Here is a 19,726-nt window from a genome sequence, read left to right on the forward strand (position 1 = left end):
AAGGCCGCAGGATCAGCACTTTCTAACGAACGTACGCTAAGTGACCGGGCCCTGCTGCGCAACGAGCCTCGCCAGCTCGTGGCGCCAGGCTGCACCGAGGTTCAGCCCGTTGCCCACGTCGGGGAGGTCGGCCAGGTCGTCGGGGCCGATCGGTTCCAGTGTCCCACCCGCGGCGGCCACCTGGAGCGAGAGCGAGGCGATCGTTGCCACCGACAGGGCCTGGAGCACCGCCTCGGGAACCGAGGAGGCCACTGAGGTCAGCCCGTGCCCGCGCATCACCACCACCGGCCGTTGCCCGAGGGAGTCGGCGAGCGCGTCCCCCAGGGCGGCGGTGTGCACCAGCACCGAGCGCGGGTGAACCGGGACGCCGCCGGCCGCGAGCTTGGCCCCCGGGATGTCGAAGGCACCCACGATGGGCCGGATCGAGAGCCCGGCCAGGTCCGCGGCGACCACGTCACGCGGGTGCGCGTGCACCACGCAGGTCACGTCGGGCCGCCGGCGGAGCACGGCCGTGTGCAGCGGCAGCTCGAAGGGGACGGTGTGCTCGTCCAGCTCGCCTGCGGCTCCGGGCCTGCCGTCGAGGTCGACCAGCCGGATGTCCTCGGCAGTGGTGAACGCCAGACCGCGTTCCCGGGGGCCGCGGCAGCGCACCAGGAGCAGGTCGTCGTCCACCCGCACGCTGATGTGCCCGAGGATCCCGGGGGCCAGGTCGCGCGCGGCGAGCACCCGGCAGCCCTCGGCCACCTCCTCGCGCAGCTGTGCCAGCGTCGCACTCATGCCGACACCGCCGCATCGGCCTGCTGCCCGGCCGGCCGGCTGCCCGACGCGCCGCCCAGCTGGTCGAGGAGCGTCTGCACGGAGCTCTGGGCAGCCACCGCACCGCGCAGCCGGACCGAGGCCTTGGGCCAGTTCACGGTCATCCCGCCGGTGACGTGGCCGTCGTCGTCGGACCAGAGCGCAGCCAGGCGGAACGGGTCGCCCTGCTCGAGCACCTCGGGCGCACGCCGCGGGTCGCGGGTGCCGGCGAGGTGGATCCTCCAGTCGTACTGGTCGCTCCAGACGAAGCCGACCGGGTCCAGCGACCGTGGCTCCTGGGGCCGGACGATGTTGTGGGCGACGCACCCGGCCTGCTCGGTGGCGTTGGTCCAGTGCTCCACGCGCTCGGCCCGGCCGAGGCGGGGCTGGTGCCAGCGGGCGACGTCACCCACGGCGTGGATCCCGGGACAGCCGAGGACCCGGCCGGAGTCGTCGCACAGCACCCCGTCGTCCAGGACCGCACCGGAGCCCTCCAGCCACCCCAGGTCGAGCTCGGAACCGATCCCGACCAGGACCGCGTCGGTGTCCACCGTCGTGCCGTCGGAGAGCCGGGCACGCAGCCGAGGACCGGTCCGGCTCAGGTCCGTGACGACCGTCCCGAACCTGGTGTCGGCCCCGTGACGACGGTGCAGCGCGGCGAGCCGCTCGCCGAGCACGTCGCCGACCACGCGGCTCATCGGGATGGGGGCCGGGTCCACCAGCGTCACGGCGATGCCGTGCCCGCGAGCCAGCGCGGCCACCTCCGCCCCCACGAAGCCGGCACCGACGACCAGCAGGTGCTCGGCGGTGCGGAGGTCGGCCCGGAGCGCGCGTGCGTCCGCGACCGTGCGCAGCACGTGGACGTGCGGGTCCACCCAGGGCGCGGGGCGCGGCGTGAGCCCGGTGGCGATCACGAGCGTCTCGTAGCGGAGCCTGTCGCCGTCCTGCAGCACGACCTCGGAGGTCGCCACGTCGAGCGCCGCGGCCCGGCGGCCGAGGACGAGCTCGATCCCGAGCTCCTCGGCCTGCGCGTGGGTGATCAGCGGCACGAGCGCGTCGTCCTCGACCGGGGCCTTGGAGAGCGGGGGCTTGTCGTAGGGCACCTCGGCCTGCGCGTCGAGCACGCGCACCGTCCCGGCGTACCCCTGGGCGCGGAGCTCGCGGGCGGTGGCCACTCCGGCGACCGAGGCGCCGACGACGAGTACGCCGGAAGTCGCGGCCTGGCTCACTCGTCCTCCAGCCACAGCGCCGAGACGGGACAGCTGCGGGCAGCCGCTCCGACCCTGGCGACCTCCTCCGGGGCGATGCTCGTCCGGAGCAGGACCACGGTGCCGTCGTCGTCGAGGTCGTAGACGTCCTCCGCGCCCACGACGCAGTTCGCGTATCCCTGGCACGCGTCCAGGTCGGCCCTCAGCAGTGCCATCGGACTTCCTCTCTCATCCCTTGATCCCCATGCCGCCGTCGGAGTGGACGACCCGTCCCGAGATCCCCCGCGCCCGGTCGGAGGCCAGGAACACGTAGCTCCAGGCGTGGTCGTCGCCGGAGAGCGCGACCCCGAGCGGGTTGCGAGCCGCCAGCTCGGCGGCCCGGTCCGGGCCGTCGAGACGCTGCTCGGTGAGACCCAGCGAGCTGAGCCCCTTCAGGTCGGTGGCCAGGGTGCCGCCCGGCGCGACCCCGTTCACCCGGACCTCGGGGGCCAGCTCGTGGCCGAGCGTCGTCACCAGGCCGCGCACCGCGAACTTCGAGGCGACGTAGAGGGTGCCACCGCGGCCGGGGTAGTACGCCGAGGTCGACTCGGTCAGCACCACGTTGCCACCGCTGGCCCGCAGCGCCGGGATCGCCGCCTTGACGCTGTGCAGGTGTGACTTCACGTTGACGCCGAACATCTCGTCGAACGCGTCGTCGAGGTCCGCCGCGTCGATCTCGGCCAGGGGCCGGTAGAAGTCGAAGATCCCCACGCAGGTGACCAGCACGTCGAGCCCGCCGAAGGCCTCCACCGCGGCCGCGACGGCGGCGTCGTTCGCGGCGGCCGTGGTCGCGTCGCCGTGGACGACCACCGCGTCGGTCTCGGCCCGCAGCCGCTCGCACTTGTCGGCGTCGACCTCCAGCACCGCGACCCGGGCGCCTTCGGCGGCGAACGCGGACACCACGCCGCGGCCGATCCCGGAACCGCCCCCGACGACCAGCGTGCGCTTGCCCTCCAGCCAGCCGCTCACGCGCGGGGCTCCCCGGGCTCGTCCGGCTCGTCGGCCTCGTCCGGCTCGTCCGGCTCGTCCGGGAGCAGCGGGGCGAACGGGTGCCCGACCATCGCGGACAGCGTCGTCGGGTTCTGCCAGGTGAGGGCCTCCATCTCAAGCGGGTCGAGCGTCACCCACTGCCCGGACTTCGTCGACTCCACCAGCAGCCGGGCCCCGTTGCGCGTGAGCACCTTGGAGACCCGCACCGTGGAGAACTCGTTGCCGATCGTGAGCGGCTCGCCCTCGGTCTGCTCGGCCAGGCTGCTCCGGGCCGAGGCCGCCCGGGCAGCGGCGACGGCGTCCTCGGCCTCGCCCTCCCAGGAGAGCTTCACAGGAAGATCGCCAGGTTCTGGGTGCGCAGCACCGACTCGTCCACCGCGATGTGCCTGCGGGCCAGCAGCCAACGGTCGCCCTCACGCCGGAGCAGGTCGGTGCGGCCGGCCGAGATCAACGAGGGCTCGTTGACGTCACCACGGCTGCGGAACAGCAGCACGGCCGACTCGACGACCAGCTCGTCCGGCACGTCGGTGGCGAAGGTGCGGACGTTGGAGAGGTGGTGCCGGATCCGCGAGGGCGGGTCCTCGGTCCAGGCGTGCTCGGTCTGGAACCGCGCGACCCGCCGGCTCAGGGAGTACTTGTCCTCGTCGAAGTGCGCCATCCGCCTGGCCGTGTCGTAGCCGGTGCCCAGCGCGGTGGTCACCTTGATCGGCATGAAGTAGTGGATGTCCTCGGCCAGCACGTCGAGCCAGAGGTCGTAGTCCTGGTGGTCCAGGAGGTAGGCCTCCTCGACCAGCCAGCGGTGCGCCAGCAGGTGCCGGGCGTCGTCGAAGGCCAGGGAGGCGCCGACCGCCTCGGTCCTCGAGGCGTCCTGGCCCAGGGGCGAGGAGTCCGACCGGATCGGGATGTGGGTGGTCACAAGCACGCCTCCGGCACCTTCGCAGCGGCGTCCTGGCCCGGCATCCCGACGATCGTCGGCGCACTGGGCACCGGCTGCCGCTCAAGGTGGTCGGCCCACTCGGCGAGCAGCGCCCGCTGGTTGTACTCGCCGTACCCGACCCTGGCCACACCCGGCCCGGCGAACTCCTCCGCGCTCAGCGGCGCCACCACGGGGGTGTCGTCCTTGAGCAGCCCCATCCGGCCGTTCAGCAGCAGGTTGCGGGCCATCGTGCCGGCCGCGGTGTTGGTCAGCGAGACCCAGTTCTCCACGTCGTCCTGCTCGAACATGCCGGTGCTGCCGAAGCACATCAGGTAGGCCTTGTAGGACAGCTTCTTGAACTCCTCCGGCGCCTCCTTGTCCACGACGAACCAGGACACGACCTCGGTCTCGTTCTCGCTGATCGGCTGCCACTGCCGCAGCGAGATGAACGGCACCACGTCGTCGGAGTCACCGACCTTGGGCCAGTTGTGCACCAGGCTCAGGTTCGGGAACACCGAGGCCGCCGAGATCATGAAACCGTCCCTGCCGATGACGTCGAGCTGCTCGGCGGACCACTGCTGCTTCATCCGCTCGATCATCTCCGCGGGGTAGCCCACGTAGGCGATCCGCTCCTCCAGGGTCCCCGGGGGCAGCTTGTACGTCGTACCGCCGCCGCGACCGGCCCAGTAGGTGTTCCCGTCCTTGCGCTTCTCGGCCTTCGGCTCCCGGAACAGGCCGATCTCCACGACGCTCGTGTGGGTCTGGGGGGTGTGGTACATGTCGCCGGCGAAGTTCTCGGCGCCGATCTTCCAGTTGGCCTTGACCCGCCACCGCTGGGGGCCGAGCACCTCGACGCCGCTCGCGCTCTGCCTGGTGTAGTAGTCGAGGTAGAAGGCGAAGTCACCGAGGTAGTCCCGCAGCGGCATCGCGTCAGGGTCCATCGAGACGAAGACGAGTCCGTTGATCGAGTCCAGGTTGGGCGCGGGCACGAGCCGGGCGCCCTTCTTGGCGAACCCCTCCTCGCCGCCGTACGCCTCCTTGTGGAAGGGCAGCCCGACGATCCGGCCGTCGTTGCGGTAGGACCAGCCGTGGTAGGGGCAGCGGAAGTGCGAGGCGTTGCCCTGCTCGGCCCGACAGACCTGCATGCCGCGGTGCAGGCACATGTTGAACATGGCGTGGATCGTGCCGTCCTGCGCGCGGCTGACGATGAACGAGTTGTCCATCACCCGGCGGACCACGTAGTCGCCGACGTCGGGGATCTCGGACTCGTGGGCGACGAACATCCATGCTCGGCCGAAGAGGCGCTCCTTCTCCGCGGTGAAGATCTCCGCGTCGTTGTAGATGTGCGCCGGCAGCATCCCCCGCCGGACGTGCTCGAGGACCTCGGGCAAGTCGCTCATCTGACTCCACTTCGCTCAGTAGTTCTGGATAACAGAGCCATATTCTGCAAAACAGAACCAGGGGTGTCAAACAGGGCCGGACCGGCCGGAGAACGCAGATGGGCCGGACCCGCGGTGGCGGATCCGGCCCAGGGGCGGAACGACGAGGGCGCGGCGCGGATCTGCGCGCGGCACCCTCGGGTCGGGTCAGTCGTTCGACTGGAACGTGACCCCGGCCTCCTCGAGGCGCTGCCAGTGCTCGTCGTCGACGCCGGCGAGCGAGCCGAGGACGTCCCGGGTGTGCTCACCGAGGGCAGGACCCGCCACCGGCGCGCCCGGGACGGTCCGGGAGAACTTCGGTACCACTCCTGCTGCCGGGACCTCGAGGCCGAGCTTGTTCACCATCCGCACGACCATCTCCCGCGCGGCGAAGTGCGGGTCGCTGAGCATGTCGGCCGCGGTGTAGATGCGCCCGGCCGGGACGCCGTGCCTCTCCATCGTCGCGAGCAGCTCGTCGGCCGGGATCGCACCGGTCCAGGCCCCGATCAGGTCGTCGAGCTCGGCCATGTTCTCCCCGCGGGCGGCATGCGTGGCGAACCGGGGATCGGTCGCCAGCTCCGGGCGGTCCATCGCCTCGCAGAGCCGGCCGTAGACGGTGTCGGCGTTCGCCGCGATCAGGACCTCGGCGTCGTCCGCGGTCGGGTACACGTTCGAGGGGGAGACGCCCGGGAGCACCGAGCCGGTCCTCCCCCGGGTGACCCCGGCGAGCTCGTGGTCGGCCATGGTCGACTCCATCAGGGCGGCGACGGCCTCGTAGATCGCGACGTCCACCTCCTGGCCACGGCCGCTCACCGAGCGCTCGTGCACCGCGGCAAGGGTTCCGATCACCGCGAACAGCGCGGCCAGCGAGTCACCGAGGCTGATCCCGCTGCGCGTCGGCGGCAGCTCGGGGTTCCCGGTGGTGTGCCGGATCCCGCCCATCGCCTCGCCGATGCTGCCGAAGCCGGCATCGGTGGACCGGGGACCGGTCTGGCCGAACCCCGAGACGTGCACCATGATCACCCGCGGGTTGATGGCGGAGAGGTCGTCGTACCCCAGGCCCCACTTGGCCAGGGTGCCCGGCCGGAAGTTCTCCAGCACGATGTCCGCCTCGGCCACCAGACGCCGGATCAGCTCCCTGCCGTCGGGCTGGCGCAGGTCGATCGCGATCGACTTCTTGTTCCGGGCGATCACCGGCCACCAGAGGCTCTCCCCCTCCAGGTTGATCCCCCAGCGCCGCATCGTGTCCCCGGAGCCGACCGACTCGACCTTGAGCACCTCGGCGCCGTAGTCGCCGAGCAGCTGCCCGGCGAAGGGTCCGGCGATGAAGCTTCCGAGCTCGATGACGCGCAGCCCGCTCAGGGGGCCCGTGGTCCCGCTTGGGGTTCCGGGCGTCGGGGAGGTGGTCGTGTCCATCCCAAAATTGTACACAATTTTGAGAGGTTGGTGGTGATCGTCAACCAGGAAAGGCGCCGGCGCGAGACAGCTGTCCCGGCACCGTGTCACCGAGCACCCCACCGAGCCAGACCGCGGTCTCCATCACCTGGGCGAGGTCCACCCCGGTCGCGGCGCCGCTGCGCTCCAGCAGGTAGACCAGGTCCTCGGTGGCGATGTTGCCGGTCGCGTCGGGGGCAAACGGGCACCCACCGATGCCGCCCGTGGAGGAGTCCAGCGCGTGCACCCCGGCGGCGACGGCCGCGATCGCGTTCGCGTACCCGGTGTTGCGGGTGTTGTGGAAGTGGCACCGCAGCTGGACGGAGGGCGCCACGGCGGCAGCCTGCTCGAGCAGGCTGGTCACCTGTGCCGGGACACCGACGCCGATGGTGTCGGCGAGGGCGACCTCGTCCACGCCGAAGTCGGCGGCCTGGCGCACCAGGTCGATCACATGGGCCTCGGGGACCTCGCCCTCGAAGGGGCAGCCGAAGGCGGCTGCGATCGTCACCGACAGCGTCAGTCCGGCGTCGCGGGCGTCCTGGGCGAGGGAGCCGACCGTCCGCACCGAGTCCGCGACCGACATCCCCTGGTTGCGCTGGCTGAACTCCTCCGAGGCCACCACCACGCAGTTGACCTCGTCCACCCCGGCCGCCACCGCGCGGTCGAAGCCGCGCCGGTTCAGCACCAGCCCGATGTAGGAGACGTCGTCGCGCCGGGGGACGCCGGCCATCACCGCCTCAGCGTCGGCCATCTGCGGCACCCGCCGGGGGTGGACGAAGCTGGTCGCCTCGATGCGCCGCAACCCGGCTGCGATGCTGCGTTCCACGAGCTGGATCTTGTCCTCGGTGGAGACGAGCACGTCCTCGTTCTGCAGGCCGTCCCTGGGCCCGACCTCGATGATGTGCACGATGTGGCCTTTCAGTCAGGAGCGCGGTGCGAAAGCTGGCGTGATTGCATACACTCTAGGCCGGTTCTCGGCCCTGCACACAACCACGGAGGTATCCGGTGACACACAGCCCCGCCAGCGCCGCCGCTGACGACCTGGGCGTCCGGCTCCGTGCGGTGCTACGACGTAGCACCGGCGACGACACCCTCGAGGTCTCCGACCTGAGCCGGCTCCCTGCCGGGGCGTCGCGACACACCTGGCTGTTCTCGGTCGAGGGCGAGCAGACGGCGCCGGCCACCCTGATCCTGCGGCTCGACGCCCCCGGGTCCGTGGAGACCGAGGCGATGGGCCGCGAGGCCGGGCTGATGGTCGCGGCCGCGGAGGCCGGCGTGCCCTCGCCCGGGATCATCACCTCGAGCACCTCCGAGGACGACCTCGGGGCGGCGTACGTCGTGATGGAGCGGATCCTCGGCGAGTCGATCCCGCGGCGGATCCTGCGCGACGCGGAGTACGCCGGCGCCCGCGAGCTGCTCGCCGGGCAGTGCGGCCAGATCCTCGCCCGCCTGCACCGGATCCCGATCGAGGCGGTGCCCGGCCTCGAGAAGCGGGACCAGCTCACCGAGTGGCAGCGCGCCCTCGACCGGACCGGACAGCCGCACCCCGCCTTAGAGCTCGCCTTCCGCTGGCTCGAGGAGAACCGGCCCGACCCGGTCCCCGCCCGCGTGGTGCACGGCGACTTCCGCAACGGCAACTTCATCGTCGGTCCTGAGGGCGTGCGCGCGGTCCTCGACTGGGAGCTCGCCCACCTCGGCGACCCTCTGGAGGACCTGGGCTGGCTGTGCGTCAAGGCCTGGCGGTTCGGCGAGAAGCCCGAGGTCGGTGGCTTCGGGACGATCGACGACCTCGTGGCGGCGTACGAGGCGGAGAGCGGCACCACCGTCGACCGCCGCGCCCTGCACTGGTGGCAGGTCATGGGCACGCTGAAGTGGGGGATCATCTGCATCGTCCAGGCCGAGCGGCACCGCTCGGGAGCGATGCGCTCGGTCGAGCTGGCCACCATCGGGCGGCGTGCCGCCGAGACCGAGTGGGACCTGCTCCAGCTGCTGGGCTGAGCTCAGCGACGCGTGGTCGAGGAGACCTCGTGGATGCGCACGTCGCGGCCCTGGATCCAGTCGACCGCCTTGGCCGCGAACGCCTGGTAGTGCTCGGTGGCGAGGTGGCGGCTGAACGCCTCCATGTCCTCCCAGTGCTCGACGAAGACGAACCTGGAGGGGTTCGAGACGTCCCGGGAGCACTCGTAGGACAGGTAGTCGGGCTCGGTGCTGGTCGCGAGCACGAGCTCACGCACGTTCGTCGCGAAGTCGTCCTCGGTCCCTGCCCGGCAGGTCATCCATGCTTCGATCACGATCATCGTGGTGCTCCTTCTTCCTGGCGCCCGCGAGGGCAGTGATGGTGGTGGCGTGGCTCAGCGGAGCCCGAACTCCCAGCTGCCGCCCTTGCGGTACTCGCTGAGGATCCTGCGCCCGACGCTCTGGATGTGCACCTCGTCGGCACCGTCGTAGAGGCGGGCGAAGCGTGCGGTCCGGTACATGTGCGAGAGCGGGGTGTCCTCGGTGAGCCCGGCCGCGCCGTACACCTGCAGGGCACGGTCCACGACGTCGTGGAGCATGTGCGCCCCGAAGACCTTGACCGCGCCGATCTCCACCCGCGCCTGCTCCCCCTGGTCCATCTGCTCGGCCGCCTTGAGCGTGAGCAGCCGTGAGGCCTGGATCTGGGTGTAGGAGTCGAACACGTGCTGCTGCATCAGCTGCTTGTCGGCGAGCGGGCCACCGAAGGCGACGCGCTCGTTGAGCCGGGTGCACATCAGGTCGAAGGCGCGCTGCGCCTGGCCGAGCCAACGCATCGCGTGGAAGATGCGGCCGGGACCGAGACGCTCCTGGGCGATCACGAAGCCGTGACCGCGCTCGCCGAGGATGTTCTCGGCCGGGACCCGGACGTCGTCGTACTGCACCTCGTAGTGGCCGCTGTCGATGCCGAGCACCGTGGTGTCGCGCAGGATCCGGTAGCCGGGGGTGTCGGTCGGGACGATGATCATGCTGAACGCCTGGTGCGTCGGGGCATCGGGCTCGGTGCGGCACATCACGGTCGTGTACGCCGCCTTCGCGGCTCCGGTCGTGAACCACTTGGTGCCGTTGATGACCCACTCGTCGCCGTCGAGCACCGCAGCTGTCTCCAACGCGGTCGGGTCGGAGCCGGCGACGTCGGGCTCGGTCATCGCGAAGCTCGGCGAGATCCGGCCCGCCACCAGCGGCTCCAGGTAGGCCTCGCGCCACCTCGGGCTGGCGTGCTTGTGCAGCATGATCGAGTCCTGCAGGGTCCAGGTGCCCAGGGCGAGCTGGCCGTACTCGCTGCGTCCCTGCACCTCGTTGATGTAGACGTAGTCGAGGAACGGCAACCCTCCCCCGCCGAGCTCGGCAGGGTGGCCCAGCGCCCACAGGTTGCGCTCCTTGGCCTCGGCCTGGAGGGCCGCGAGGAGGGTGTCGGCCTCCTCGCCACCGGCGTGCAGGACCGCCTCGTTCGGCTCGACCCGGTCGACCATGAACCGGTAGACCTCGTCGCGCAGCGGGCGGATGTGGTCGGGGACGGCGAAGGTCACGCGTGCTCCTGGAGGTAGGCGGGGTTGGCGACCCGTAGCTTGGCGGCGACGTCGGCGGCGATCGCCTCGGTGAGGTCTGGTGAGCGGTGGTCGAGCTCGCCACTGCGGATGGCGGCAGCGAGAGCCGTGTCGTCGGCGTACCCGAGGCCGGAGAGGCGGGCGGCATGGGCGCGGACGTCGGCGCCGTCCTGCTCGAGCTCGCGCTCCACGATGGCCAGCGCGTTCGCCGCCACGCGGGCGTGGAACCGGGTCGCGCCGGTGACCTGGTCGGCCACCACGTCCTGGAGGAACTCCCGGACCGCGGCCACCAGCTCGATGGCCGTCGGCACGTCGTGCAGGCCGGGCAGGCTGCCGGCCTCACCGGCCTCGCCCGCGCCGGTCATCAGGCGTCTTCGTCGAGGCTGATCGCGGCACCGAGGTCGAAGCCGGTGAAGCCCTCCGGCGAGGCGACCTCCACGATCGGCTCCTCGCGGTCGTCGAACTCCAGGCGCAGTGCCTTGCTCATCACGGCGTGCATGTCGTAGAGGCAGGTGATGTAGGTCAGCTCGAGCAGCACCTCGTCACCGAGGTGCTCCTTGAGGTACTCGAAGGTGCCGTCGTCGACGCGGCCGCCGTCGCCGACGAGGCAGTCGGTGTAGGCCAGCACCGCACGTTCCAGCGGGCTGAACAGCTCCGAGACGCCCCACGAGGCGACCGCCGCGATGCGCTCCTCGCTGACCTTGAGGGACCGCAGCGCCTTGCAGTGCTGGGAGAACACGAACTGGCTGCCGCGCAGGTAGCCTGCCCGGGTCTGGCCGAGCTCACGCAGCACCGGGTCCAGCTGGCGCACCGGGCTCCGGTAGAGCCCGAAGCCGCGGACCGCGTGCTCGAAGATGTCCGGGACGAGCGCAAACACGGTCCACCAGTTGCCGGGGGTTCCCGCGGAGGTGCCGGGCTGGCTCACGGGGTCGCGGTCGCTGCCGAAGAGCTTGTCGTACATGGCGAGCACGACGTCGGACTGGACTTCGGACCTGGGCACCTGGCGCAGACGTGGCACGGGGTATGTCTCCTTCTTCGATGAGCCGGGCGACCAGAACGGAGTCACTCGGTTGCACACAATCTATGCCTGTTCTGCGCTGCGGAACAACGGGAAAACGCCGAAGGCCTCCAGAAGGTGGTCCTTGCGCGCATCCTAATTGCATACGATACTGGCGCCTCGATAGCGCACCGGATGACCACGGAGGCACGATGAACAAGCGGCTCGCATACATCACCCTTAAGGGCGCTGCGGCGGCCGGCCTGCACATCGAGGACGGCCTGGTGCACGACGGCTACGAGGTCGACCTCGTCGAGACCGGGATCCGGGTGTTCCCGGTCGACCGGGCCGACCTGCTCCTCTCCGACCTCGCGTACGCCGAGGCGGCCATGCGCGCCCAGGACGAGGGCTACGACGGTGTCCTGATCGGCGCCCTGCCCGACTACGGCATCGCGGCTGCTCGCGCCGCCGTCGACATCCCGATCGTCGGGTGCGGCCAGGCGAGCGTGCAGACCGCCCTCGGTCTCGGTGAGCGCTTCGCCATCGTCACGATCTGGCCCGAGACGATGCACTTCGTCTACGACCGGATCCTGCAGGAGAACCACGCGGAGCAGCTGTGCACCTCGGTGCGCTATGTCTCCACGCCCGCCGAGCAGGCGACGCTCTCGGAGAAGGAGAACTTCCTGACCGAGATGAAGGCCGGCCGCGAGCACATGATCGAGCGCATCCTCGTCGAGATCGAGGCCGTCGCCGCAGAGGGCGCCGGCTCGGTCATCCTCGGCTGCAACTGCATGTCGCCGGTGGCGCGCACCCTCGCCGAGCGCTCGAGCATCCCCATCGTCGACCCGACCTCGGCCGGCTACTGCTCCCTGGAGTCCGTGGTGGCCCGGGGCGTGACGCACCGCCGGGACAGCCGGGTGCCGCGCTCGACCCGCCAGCCGATGATGGCCGAGATGCTGCGGACCGCAGACCAGAACATGACCGGCCAGGACGAGGACTGCCCGGTGTGCGTCCTCGGCGAGGACGGGACGGCGTCCTGCGACCTCCCCGCCCCAGCCGCCGAGAGCGCGCTCGTCTGAGCCGAGCTCGTCCTGAGGCGACTCAGAGGTCCTCTCTCCAGAGGTCCTCGGGGGAGCCGAGGCGGCCGCGGACCGCGGTCGCAGCGGCGACCACGGGTGAGACCAGGTGGGTGCGCGCCCCCGGCCCCTGGCGCCCCTCGAAGTTGCGGTTCGTGGTCGATGCCGACCGCTTCCCCGGACCGAGGGCGTCGGGGTTCATCGCCGTGCACATCGAGCAGCCCGAGCTGCGCCACTCGAAGCCCGCGGCGGTGAAGACCTCGGCCAGGCCCTCGGCCTCGGCGGCGTCGGCGACCGCACGGGAGCCCGGCACGACGAGTGCCCGGACGCCGGTGGCCACGGACCGGCCACGGAGGACCGCGGCCGCGGCGCGCAGGTCCTCGAGCCGCCCGTTGGTGCAGGAGCCGATGAACACCGTGTCGACGGCGATGTCCTTGATCGGCGTACCGGAGCGCAGGTCCATGTAGGCCAGCGCCTGGACGATCGCCTCGCGTGCGGCCTCGTCGGGTGCGTCCTGCGGTGCGGGCACCCGTCCGTCGATCGGCGCCGACTGGCTGGGCATCGTGCCCCAGGTGACGGTCGGGACCACGTCTGCGCCCTCGATCACCACGCAGCGGTCGTAGGCGGCACCGGGATCGGTCACGAGCGTTCGCCAGTACGCCGCGGCCTGGTCCCACTGCTCCCCGCTCGGCGCGTGGCGGCGTCCGGCCAGATAGGCGAACGTGGTCTCGTCGGGAGCCACCAGCCCGGCACGGGCGCCGCACTCGATGGTCATGTTGCACAGCGTCATCCGCTGCTCCATCGTCAGCGACCGGACCGCTGCACCGGTGTACTCGACCACGGCACCGGCTCCCCCGTTGGGCCCCAGCACGCGCACGACGTGCAGCGCCAGGTCCTTGGCAGTCACACCAGGGCGCAGGCTGCCCTCGACACGGACCTCCAGGGCCGCCGGGCGCGTGATCCACAGCGTCTGGGTCGCCAGCACGTGCTCGACCTCGCTGGTGCCGATCCCGAAGGCCAGCGCGCCGAACGCGCCGTGCGTGGAGGTGTGCGAGTCACCGCAGACCAGGGTCAGGCCCGGTTGGCTCAGCCCCTGCTCGGGCCCGATGACGTGCACGATCCCGTTGCCGGCCGACCCCATCGGGTGGTGCGGCACCCCGAAGTCGGTGCAGTTCGTGCGCACCAGGTCGAGCTGTAGCCGGCTCAGGGGATCGTTCACCACGGCGTCGGCGGCGAAGGTGGGGACGTTGTGGTCCTCGGTGGCCATGGTCAGGTCCGGGCGGCGTACGACGCGGTCGTTCTCGCGCAGCCCCTGGAACGCCTGCGGTGAGGTCATCTCGTGGAGCAGGTGCAGGTCCACGTAGAGCAGGTCCGGCCCGTCGGCACCCGCCACGACGACGTGGTCGCCCCAGAGCTTGCCCAGCAATGTGCGCGGAGCCGCCTCGCGGCGATCGCCGGGCTGGGGAACCGAGCTGGTCACGGCTCTCAGACCAGTGCGCGGGCGCCGTCGAGGTCGATCACGGCGCCACTCATGAAGCCGTTCTCGGCGCACGCGAGGATCTGCATCGCGATCTCGTCGGCCGTGCCGATGCGACCGGTCGGGCTGGCCTGCGCCAGGTGCTCGATGCCGTCGGGGAACCCGGCGCGCAGGAGCGGGGTGTCGGTGACCCCGGGCGAGACGCAGTTGACCCGCACGGGGGCGAGCTCCAGGGCCAGGCCTCGGGTCATCGACTCGAGCGCCGCACACGCAGCCCCGACGACGACCCGGTTGGGACGCGGGCGGCGGCCGGCGAGTCCGGAGACCAGCGTGATCGACCCGCCGGGGGTGATCGTCGCCGCCTTGGCCACGCGGTAGGAGCCCCAGAACTTCGAGCTGAACAGCTGCAGCGCCTCGTCCATCGGGAGCTCCTTCAGCGAGGCGCCTCCGGGCTTGGCCGCGGTCACGACCACGTGGTCGAACTCCTCGCCGGAGGCGAAGAATGCCTCGACCGAGGCGTCGTCGGTGGTGTCCATCGTGCGCCCGCTGCAGCCCTGACCGACCTGCTCGGTCGCGGCGTGCAACCGCGCTGCGTCGCGTCCTGCGACGGTGACCTGCGCGCCACGTCCGGCCGCCATGACCGCGACGGCCAGCCCGATCCCGGACGTGCCTCCGACCACGAGAACGCGTGAACCGGCAAGTGACGATGTCATCGAAGGACTCCTTGGGCTAGTGAGCGTTCGCTCAGGCTAGCAGTCGAGGAGCCTTGCCAGGGACGAGTGGACCATCATCGACGTCGACGCGGCATTGTCCGACTTATTGCGAGGTCGGATCGTGTCTTCCTACTCGCGGTGGAGCAGGAACGGCAGCCCGCCGCGGCGAACCAGCGGGCGGTCGACGTACGACATGCCGACGAGCACCCCGTCACTGCCGACGCGGAGCTCGTCGCGGACCCAGCGCCACGGGCGGGGTGCGTCGGCGGCGTAGGTCACCACCACGGCGGGCCGGCCGTCGGCGATCCCCTCCCCCAGCACCGCCCGCATCGGCAACCGCTCCTCCCGCTCACCAGAGCCGTGCCTGGCCCGGAGGAGATTGACCCCGGCCAGCTCCTCGGGTCCGCACCGCACGAACCGCTTGCCGTGCCAGCGCGGCAGCCCGACGAGGCCGAGACCCCCTGGGGCGACGTGGCGCAGCGGCGCCACGAACTCCGCACGCAGGTCGCCGACCACGTCGTCGAGCGCGGGCGCGGGGAGGCTGGACCACGCGCGCAACAGCGCGGGCACCCCGGTCACGCGGTGTCTCATCGGGCACCGTCCGTGACGTTCGGGGTGCCGGCCGGGTGCGCGGTGATCGGCTCCCGGCGTACGGCGCCCTCGGGTGCGGCCGGGAACAGCGACGCGAACCGCTCGGCCAGCGCGGTGATCGTCAGCGAGGGGTTCACCCCGAGGTTCGCGGGGATGGTGCTCGCGTCGGCGACGTAGAGGCCCGGGTGCCCGAACACCTCGTGCGAGGCGTCGATCACGCCGTCGGCGGGCGAGGAGCCCATCACCGCGCCGCCCAGGATGTGCGCGGTCACCGAGAGCCCGCCGACGGTCTCACCGAGCAGGTTCAGCGGGGTGCCGCCGGAGGACTCGGCGAAGGCGCGGGTGACCTCGTTCGCCACCGGCAGGTAGCTCGGCGCCTGGCGTCCGGGCACCGCCCGCGACCGCAGCACGCGCCGCCAGGGCCGCACCGGAGACCTCCGTCGCTCGAAGGCCAGCTCGTTGTCGAGGTGCTGCATCACGGTGAGCACCGTGAGCCGCCGCTCGAAGTCCCGCGCCGCCATCCGGCGCACCTGCGAGACGGGCGCGGCCGCCAGCCTGCCCAGGGTCCGCACGGCCCGGCCCAGCCTGCGCTCGCCGTCCACGATCGGTCCCACCTGGAGCCGCATGTGCCAGCCGCCCACGAAGCGGTTCTGGGTGACGTGGGTGTCGGGGTCGGGGTAGAAGTCGCTGGAGATCGTCGGCCCCCGGGAGAGGTCCTCCCCCGGCGGCTGGAGCACCGCGGTGAGCCCCTCGCTGTTGGTGCGGACCCGCCGGCCCAGCATCCGCGACACGTGCGGCAGCGTCCCCAGCTCGTCGCGGCAGCGGAACAGCAGGTCGAGGGTGCCGAGCACGCCGGCGGCCAGCACCACCCGGTTCGCCGTGATCGGCGGGATCGGCGTACGCCGCCACGGGTGGGCGACGGAGAGCTCGTAGCCGCCCCCGGGCAACGGCCGGATCCCGGTGACCTCGTGCTCGGCGCGCACCTCGGCGCCGTACCTCTCGGCGAGCGGCAGGTAGTTGCGGGTGAGCTGGTTCTTGGCGCCGTAGGGGCAGCCCAGCAGGCACTCGCCGCACAGCCGGCAGCCGGTCCGGGCCGGCCCCTCGCCCCCGAAGAACGGGTCCGGCTCGGTGACGCCCTCGCGGCCGAAGTGGATGGCCACCGGCACCGGCCCGTACGTCGAACCGGCCCCGACGCTCTCGGCAGCGGCGGCGAGGTGCTCGTCCATCGGGCCGCGGTGCCCGGTGACGACGCGGCCGAGCATGGCAGCCGCGCGCGCGAGGTGGGGGGCGAGCTCGCTGCGCCAGTCCGGGCGCAGGTGCGACCAGGCGGGGTCGGTGTAGAAGCCCTCGCGCGGCTCGAGCAGCACCCCGGCCCAGACGGTGGACCCACCGCCGACACCGCTGGCGCCGATGATCGCGGCGTGGCGGAAGATCCGCTGCCAGAAGAAGCCACGCAGGCCCGCGCCCGGCTGCCACAGGTAGGCGCGCGGGTCCCGGCGGGCGCGCAGCAGGTCCTCGTCGGAGAGGCGCCGGCCCTTCTCCAGGACCAGCACCTTGTGACCGGCCTCGGTCAGCCGCAGGGCCGCGACCGCCCCGCCGAAGCCACTGCCCACCACCACCACGTCTGCATCGAGCTCCGGCATGACCGGGACAGTAATGCTGTCACCGTGGCGCTCCCGCACGGGCCCGGCACTCGCGGGCGCAGGCCGGGGAGAAGACAGCAGAGCCCGCGGTCCCGGAGGACCGCGGGCTCAGCTGGTGGGTTGTCTCAGGCGAGGTCGAAGCGGTCGAGCTCCATCACCTTGGTCCACGCCGCGACGAAGTCCTGCACGAACTTCTCGGTCGCGTCGCTGCTGCCGTACACCTCGGCGAGGGCACGCAACTGGGAGTTGGAGCCGAAGATGAGGTCGACCGCGGTGGCGGTCCACTTCACCTCGTCGGTGTCCAGGTCACGGATCTCGTAGACGTTCTCCGCGTCCTCGGCTGCCTTCCAGCGGGTGCCGGGGGCGAGCAGGTTGGCGAAGAAGTCGTTGCTGAGCACGCCCGGGCGGTCGGTGAGGACGCCGTGCGCGGCGCCGCCGAAGTTGGCCCCGAGTGCGCGGAGGCCGCCGATGAGGACGGTCATCTCCGGCGCGGTCAGGTCCAGCATGTAGGCGCGGTCGACCAGGAGGATCTCCGGCTGGGTCTTCTCCCCGGGACGCAGGTAGTTGCGGAACCCGTCGGCCCGCGGCTCCAGCACCCGGAAGGAGTCGACGTCGGTCTGCTCCTGCGTCGCGTCGGTGCGACCGGGACGGACCGGCACCTTGATCTCGACGCCGGCATCGCGAGCCGCCTTCTCGACCGCCGCTGCTCCGGCGATGACGATCAGGTCAGCGAGCGAGACCTTCGCGTCGCCCTGGGCGTTGAAGTCGCTCTGGATGCCCTCGAGGGTCTCGAGCACCGTGGCGAGCTGCTCGGGCTGGTTGACCTCCCAGTTGCGCTGGGGCTCCAGCCGGATCCGGGCACCGTTGGCGCCACCGCGCTTGTCGGTGCTGCGGAAGCTCGCGGCCGAGGCCCAGGCGGTCGAGACCAGCTGGGCGATGGTGAGGCCGGAGTCCAGCACGCGTGCCTTGAGGTCGTCGATCTGGCTCTCGGTGACGAGCTCGTGGTCGACGGCCGGCACGGGGTCCTGCCACAGCTGCGGCTCGGCGACCCACGGTCCGAGGAAGCGGCTGACCGGACCCATGTCGCGGTGGAGCAGCTTGTACCAGGCCTTCGCGAACGCGAGCCGGAACTCCTCGGGGTTCTCCAGGAAGCGGCGCGAGATCTTCTCGTACGCCGGGTCGAAGCGCAGTGCGAGGTCACTGGTGAGCATCGTCGGCTTGCGCTTCGGGGAGTCGGGGGTCGGCCCGGGGATGATCGCGTCCGCGTCCTTCGCGACCCACTGCTTGGCGCCGGCGGGGCTCTCCGAGAGCTCCCACTCGAAGCCGAACAGGATCTCGAAGAACCGGTTGCTCCACTCGGTCGGCCGGTCGGTCCAGGTGACCTCGAGGCCGCTGGTGATCGCGTCCTTGCCCTTGCCCGACCCGAACGAGCTCTTCCAGCCCAGGCCCTGCTCCTCCAGCGGGGCAGCCTCGGGCTCGGGGCCGACGAGGTTGGCGTCGCCGGCTCCGTGGGTCTTGCCGAAGGTGTGGCCACCCGCGATCAGGGCGACCGTCTCCTCGTCGTTCATCGCCATCCGGGCGAACGTCTCGCGGATGTCGCGGGCCGAGGCCAGCGGGTCGGGGTTGCCGTTGGGGCCCTCGGGGTTGACGTAGATCAGGCCCATCTGCACCGCGCCCAGCGACTCGTGGAGCTCACGCTCGCCGGCGTACCGCTCGTCACCGAGCCAGGTGTCCTCGGGGCCCCAGAAGATCTCCTCGGGCTCCCAGACGTCCTCACGCCCGAAGCCGAAGCCGAAGGTCTCGAAGCCCATCGACTCCAGCGCCACGTTGCCCGCGAGCACGATCAGGTCGGCCCAGGAGATCGCCTGGCCGTACTTCTGCTTCACCGGCCACAGCAGCCGGCGGGCCTTGTCCAGGTTGGCGTTGTCGGGCCAGCTGTTCAGCGGTGCGAACCGCTGGCCGCCGTCGCCGGCGCCGCCGCGGCCGTCGTAGATGCGGTAGGTGCCGGCGGAGTGCCAGCTCATCCGGATCATCAGGCCGCCGTAGTGACCGAAGTCAGCCGGCCACCAGGTCTGCGAGGTGGTGAGCACCTCGGTGATGTCCCGCTTGAGCGCCTCGACGTCGAGCTTCTCGAACTCGCGGTCGTAGCGGAAGTCCTCGCCCAGCGGGTTGCCCTTCGAGGAGTGTGCGTGCAGCACCGACAGGTCCAGCGAGTTGGGCCACCAGTCCTTGAGGGAGTGCGGGCGGCCGCCGGTCTTGGGAGTCGGGGAGTCGATCGCGGGGTTCTCGCTCTCGCTTCCACCTGCGGTTGCCGAGTCGTGGGCGACTGGGCAGCCTGCCTCGGCCTTGGCGTCCACGCCCTGCGGGCTGGTGGGTTCGTCCTGGTTGCCGCTCATCTGATTCCTTCTCTCGGGAGTTCACTTGCGGATGTTGTCGAGCAGTCGGGGCAGGTGCCCCAGTAGATGACCTCTGCCTCGTCGATCGCGAAGCCGTGGTCGTCGCTGGCGTGCAGGCACGGGGCCCGTCCCACCGCGCAGTCGACGTCCACGATCGAGCCGCACGAGCGGCACACGAGGTGGTGGTGGTTGTCGCTGACCCGCGCCTCGTAGCGAGCGGTCGCGCCGGCAGGCTGGATGCGCCTGACCAGGCCGACCTCGGTGAGGACGCGCAGTACGTCGTAGACGGTCTGGTGGGACACCGAACCGAGGCTGGATCGCACCACGGTGGCGAGCGTGTCCGTGTCCGCGTGCGGGTGCTCGTGCACCGCGGCCAGGACCGCCAGCCGGGGGGCCGTCACGCGCAGTGACTTCTCCCGCAACCGACCCTCGAGTCCCGACACCGACATGCCCTCACCGTAGGACCTTGTCTG

The 19,726-nt window shown here is 71.4% G+C and carries 21 protein-coding genes; 2 read left to right on the forward strand and 19 right to left on the reverse strand.

The window, feature by feature from the left end:
* Positions 1–36: 36 nt before the first annotated feature.
* From phtC to AC4BGC_RS13925, 9 genes are all read right to left on the reverse strand, one after another.
* Positions 37–777 (reverse strand): 3,4-dihydroxyphthalate decarboxylase, encoded by a 741-nt coding sequence (gene phtC, locus AC4BGC_RS13885; RefSeq protein WP_490556292.1) that lies wholly within the window; start codon positions 775–777, stop codon positions 37–39.
* Entirely contained in the window at positions 774–2,024 is a 1,251-nt protein-coding gene (locus AC4BGC_RS13890) for an NAD(P)/FAD-dependent oxidoreductase (protein WP_490556293.1), read from the reverse strand. The genes phtC and AC4BGC_RS13890 overlap by 4 nt, the downstream gene beginning before the upstream one ends.
* Positions 2,021–2,218: a ferredoxin gene (locus tag AC4BGC_RS13895; RefSeq protein ID WP_490547813.1), complete on the reverse strand. Its 198-nt coding sequence runs from the start codon at positions 2,216–2,218 to the stop codon at positions 2,021–2,023. Before AC4BGC_RS13895 ends, AC4BGC_RS13890 begins: the two co-directional genes overlap by 4 nt.
* A 13-nt stretch (positions 2,219–2,231) precedes the next feature.
* Positions 2,232–3,011, reverse strand: coding sequence for a 3-(cis-5,6-dihydroxycyclohexa-1,3-dien-1-yl)propanoate dehydrogenase (hcaB, locus tag AC4BGC_RS13900; RefSeq protein ID WP_490556294.1), 780 nt, complete (start codon positions 3,009–3,011; stop codon positions 2,232–2,234).
* Positions 3,008–3,364, reverse strand: a complete 357-nt coding sequence (locus AC4BGC_RS13905; protein ID WP_490556295.1) for a hypothetical protein — start codon at positions 3,362–3,364, stop codon at positions 3,008–3,010. The genes hcaB and AC4BGC_RS13905 overlap by 4 nt, the downstream gene beginning before the upstream one ends.
* Positions 3,361–3,948 carry a 3-phenylpropionate/cinnamic acid dioxygenase subunit beta gene (locus AC4BGC_RS13910; RefSeq protein WP_490547810.1) on the reverse strand — a complete coding sequence of 196 codons (588 nt, stop codon included), beginning with the start codon at positions 3,946–3,948 and terminating at the stop codon, positions 3,361–3,363. Before AC4BGC_RS13910 ends, AC4BGC_RS13905 begins: the two co-directional genes overlap by 4 nt.
* Complete coding sequence (locus AC4BGC_RS13915; RefSeq protein ID WP_490547809.1) at positions 3,945–5,348, reverse strand: aromatic ring-hydroxylating oxygenase subunit alpha; 1,404 nt, start codon at positions 5,346–5,348, stop codon at positions 3,945–3,947. The genes AC4BGC_RS13910 and AC4BGC_RS13915 overlap by 4 nt, the downstream gene beginning before the upstream one ends.
* Positions 5,349–5,534: 186 nt before the next feature.
* The gene (locus AC4BGC_RS13920; protein ID WP_490556296.1) at positions 5,535–6,782 is read right to left on the reverse strand and encodes a CaiB/BaiF CoA transferase family protein; all 1,248 of its coding nucleotides are present in this window, start codon (positions 6,780–6,782) and stop codon (positions 5,535–5,537) included.
* A 40-nt stretch (positions 6,783–6,822) separates the two neighbouring features.
* Positions 6,823–7,707, reverse strand: a complete 885-nt coding sequence (locus tag AC4BGC_RS13925; RefSeq protein ID WP_490556297.1) for a hydroxymethylglutaryl-CoA lyase — start codon at positions 7,705–7,707, stop codon at positions 6,823–6,825.
* A 98-nt stretch (positions 7,708–7,805) separates the two neighbouring features.
* On the opposite strand from AC4BGC_RS13925, the gene AC4BGC_RS13930 reads away from it, so the two are divergent.
* Complete coding sequence (locus AC4BGC_RS13930) at positions 7,806–8,798, forward strand: phosphotransferase family protein (RefSeq protein ID WP_490556298.1); 993 nt, start codon at positions 7,806–7,808, stop codon at positions 8,796–8,798.
* Between the two features lie 2 nt (positions 8,799–8,800).
* On the opposite strand, the gene AC4BGC_RS13935 is transcribed toward AC4BGC_RS13930, so the two are convergent.
* From AC4BGC_RS13935 to AC4BGC_RS13950, 4 genes are read right to left on the reverse strand one after another with little or no spacing between them, the layout of a single operon-like run.
* Positions 8,801–9,097, reverse strand: coding sequence for a putative quinol monooxygenase (locus AC4BGC_RS13935; RefSeq protein WP_490547805.1), 297 nt, complete (start codon positions 9,095–9,097; stop codon positions 8,801–8,803).
* Between the two features lie 54 nt (positions 9,098–9,151).
* Positions 9,152–10,342: an acyl-CoA dehydrogenase family protein gene (locus tag AC4BGC_RS13940; RefSeq protein ID WP_490556299.1), complete on the reverse strand. Its 1,191-nt coding sequence runs from the start codon at positions 10,340–10,342 to the stop codon at positions 9,152–9,154.
* Entirely contained in the window at positions 10,339–10,725 is a 387-nt protein-coding gene (locus AC4BGC_RS13945) for a DUF6285 domain-containing protein (protein ID WP_490556300.1), read from the reverse strand. The genes AC4BGC_RS13940 and AC4BGC_RS13945 overlap by 4 nt, the downstream gene beginning before the upstream one ends.
* On the reverse strand, positions 10,725–11,378 hold the full coding sequence (locus AC4BGC_RS13950; protein WP_490556301.1) for a carboxymuconolactone decarboxylase family protein: 654 nt from the start codon (positions 11,376–11,378) through the stop codon (positions 10,725–10,727). Before AC4BGC_RS13950 ends, AC4BGC_RS13945 begins: the two co-directional genes overlap by 1 nt.
* A 191-nt stretch (positions 11,379–11,569) precedes the next feature.
* On the opposite strand from AC4BGC_RS13950, the gene AC4BGC_RS13955 reads away from it, so the two are divergent.
* Positions 11,570–12,436, forward strand: a complete 867-nt coding sequence (locus AC4BGC_RS13955; protein WP_490556302.1) for an aspartate/glutamate racemase family protein — start codon at positions 11,570–11,572, stop codon at positions 12,434–12,436.
* Positions 12,437–12,458: 22 nt separating this feature from the next.
* Here AC4BGC_RS13955 and leuC read toward each other — a convergent pair whose 3' ends face one another.
* The 6 genes from leuC to AC4BGC_RS13985 form a co-directional block, all read right to left on the reverse strand.
* Positions 12,459–13,913 (reverse strand): 3-isopropylmalate dehydratase large subunit, encoded by a 1,455-nt coding sequence (leuC, locus tag AC4BGC_RS13960; RefSeq protein ID WP_490556303.1) that lies wholly within the window; start codon positions 13,911–13,913, stop codon positions 12,459–12,461.
* Positions 13,914–13,918: 5 nt separating this feature from the next.
* The gene (locus AC4BGC_RS13965; RefSeq protein ID WP_490556304.1) at positions 13,919–14,623 is read right to left on the reverse strand and encodes an SDR family oxidoreductase; all 705 of its coding nucleotides are present in this window, start codon (positions 14,621–14,623) and stop codon (positions 13,919–13,921) included.
* 129 nt (positions 14,624–14,752) lie between these two features.
* Positions 14,753–15,202: a hypothetical protein gene (locus AC4BGC_RS13970; protein ID WP_490556305.1), complete on the reverse strand. Its 450-nt coding sequence runs from the start codon at positions 15,200–15,202 to the stop codon at positions 14,753–14,755.
* Between the two features lie 8 nt (positions 15,203–15,210).
* Positions 15,211–16,857, reverse strand: coding sequence for a GMC oxidoreductase (locus AC4BGC_RS13975; protein ID WP_490556306.1), 1,647 nt, complete (start codon positions 16,855–16,857; stop codon positions 15,211–15,213).
* A 125-nt stretch (positions 16,858–16,982) separates the two neighbouring features.
* Complete coding sequence (gene katG / locus AC4BGC_RS13980; RefSeq protein WP_490556307.1) at positions 16,983–19,253, reverse strand: catalase/peroxidase HPI; 2,271 nt, start codon at positions 19,251–19,253, stop codon at positions 16,983–16,985.
* Positions 19,250–19,702 carry a Fur family transcriptional regulator gene (locus tag AC4BGC_RS13985; protein WP_490556308.1) on the reverse strand — a complete coding sequence of 151 codons (453 nt, stop codon included), beginning with the start codon at positions 19,700–19,702 and terminating at the stop codon, positions 19,250–19,252. Before AC4BGC_RS13985 ends, katG begins: the two co-directional genes overlap by 4 nt.
* Between the last annotated feature and the right edge of the window lie 24 nt (positions 19,703–19,726).

It is taken from the genome of Nocardioides sp. Z38_18, from assembly GCF_058215695.1.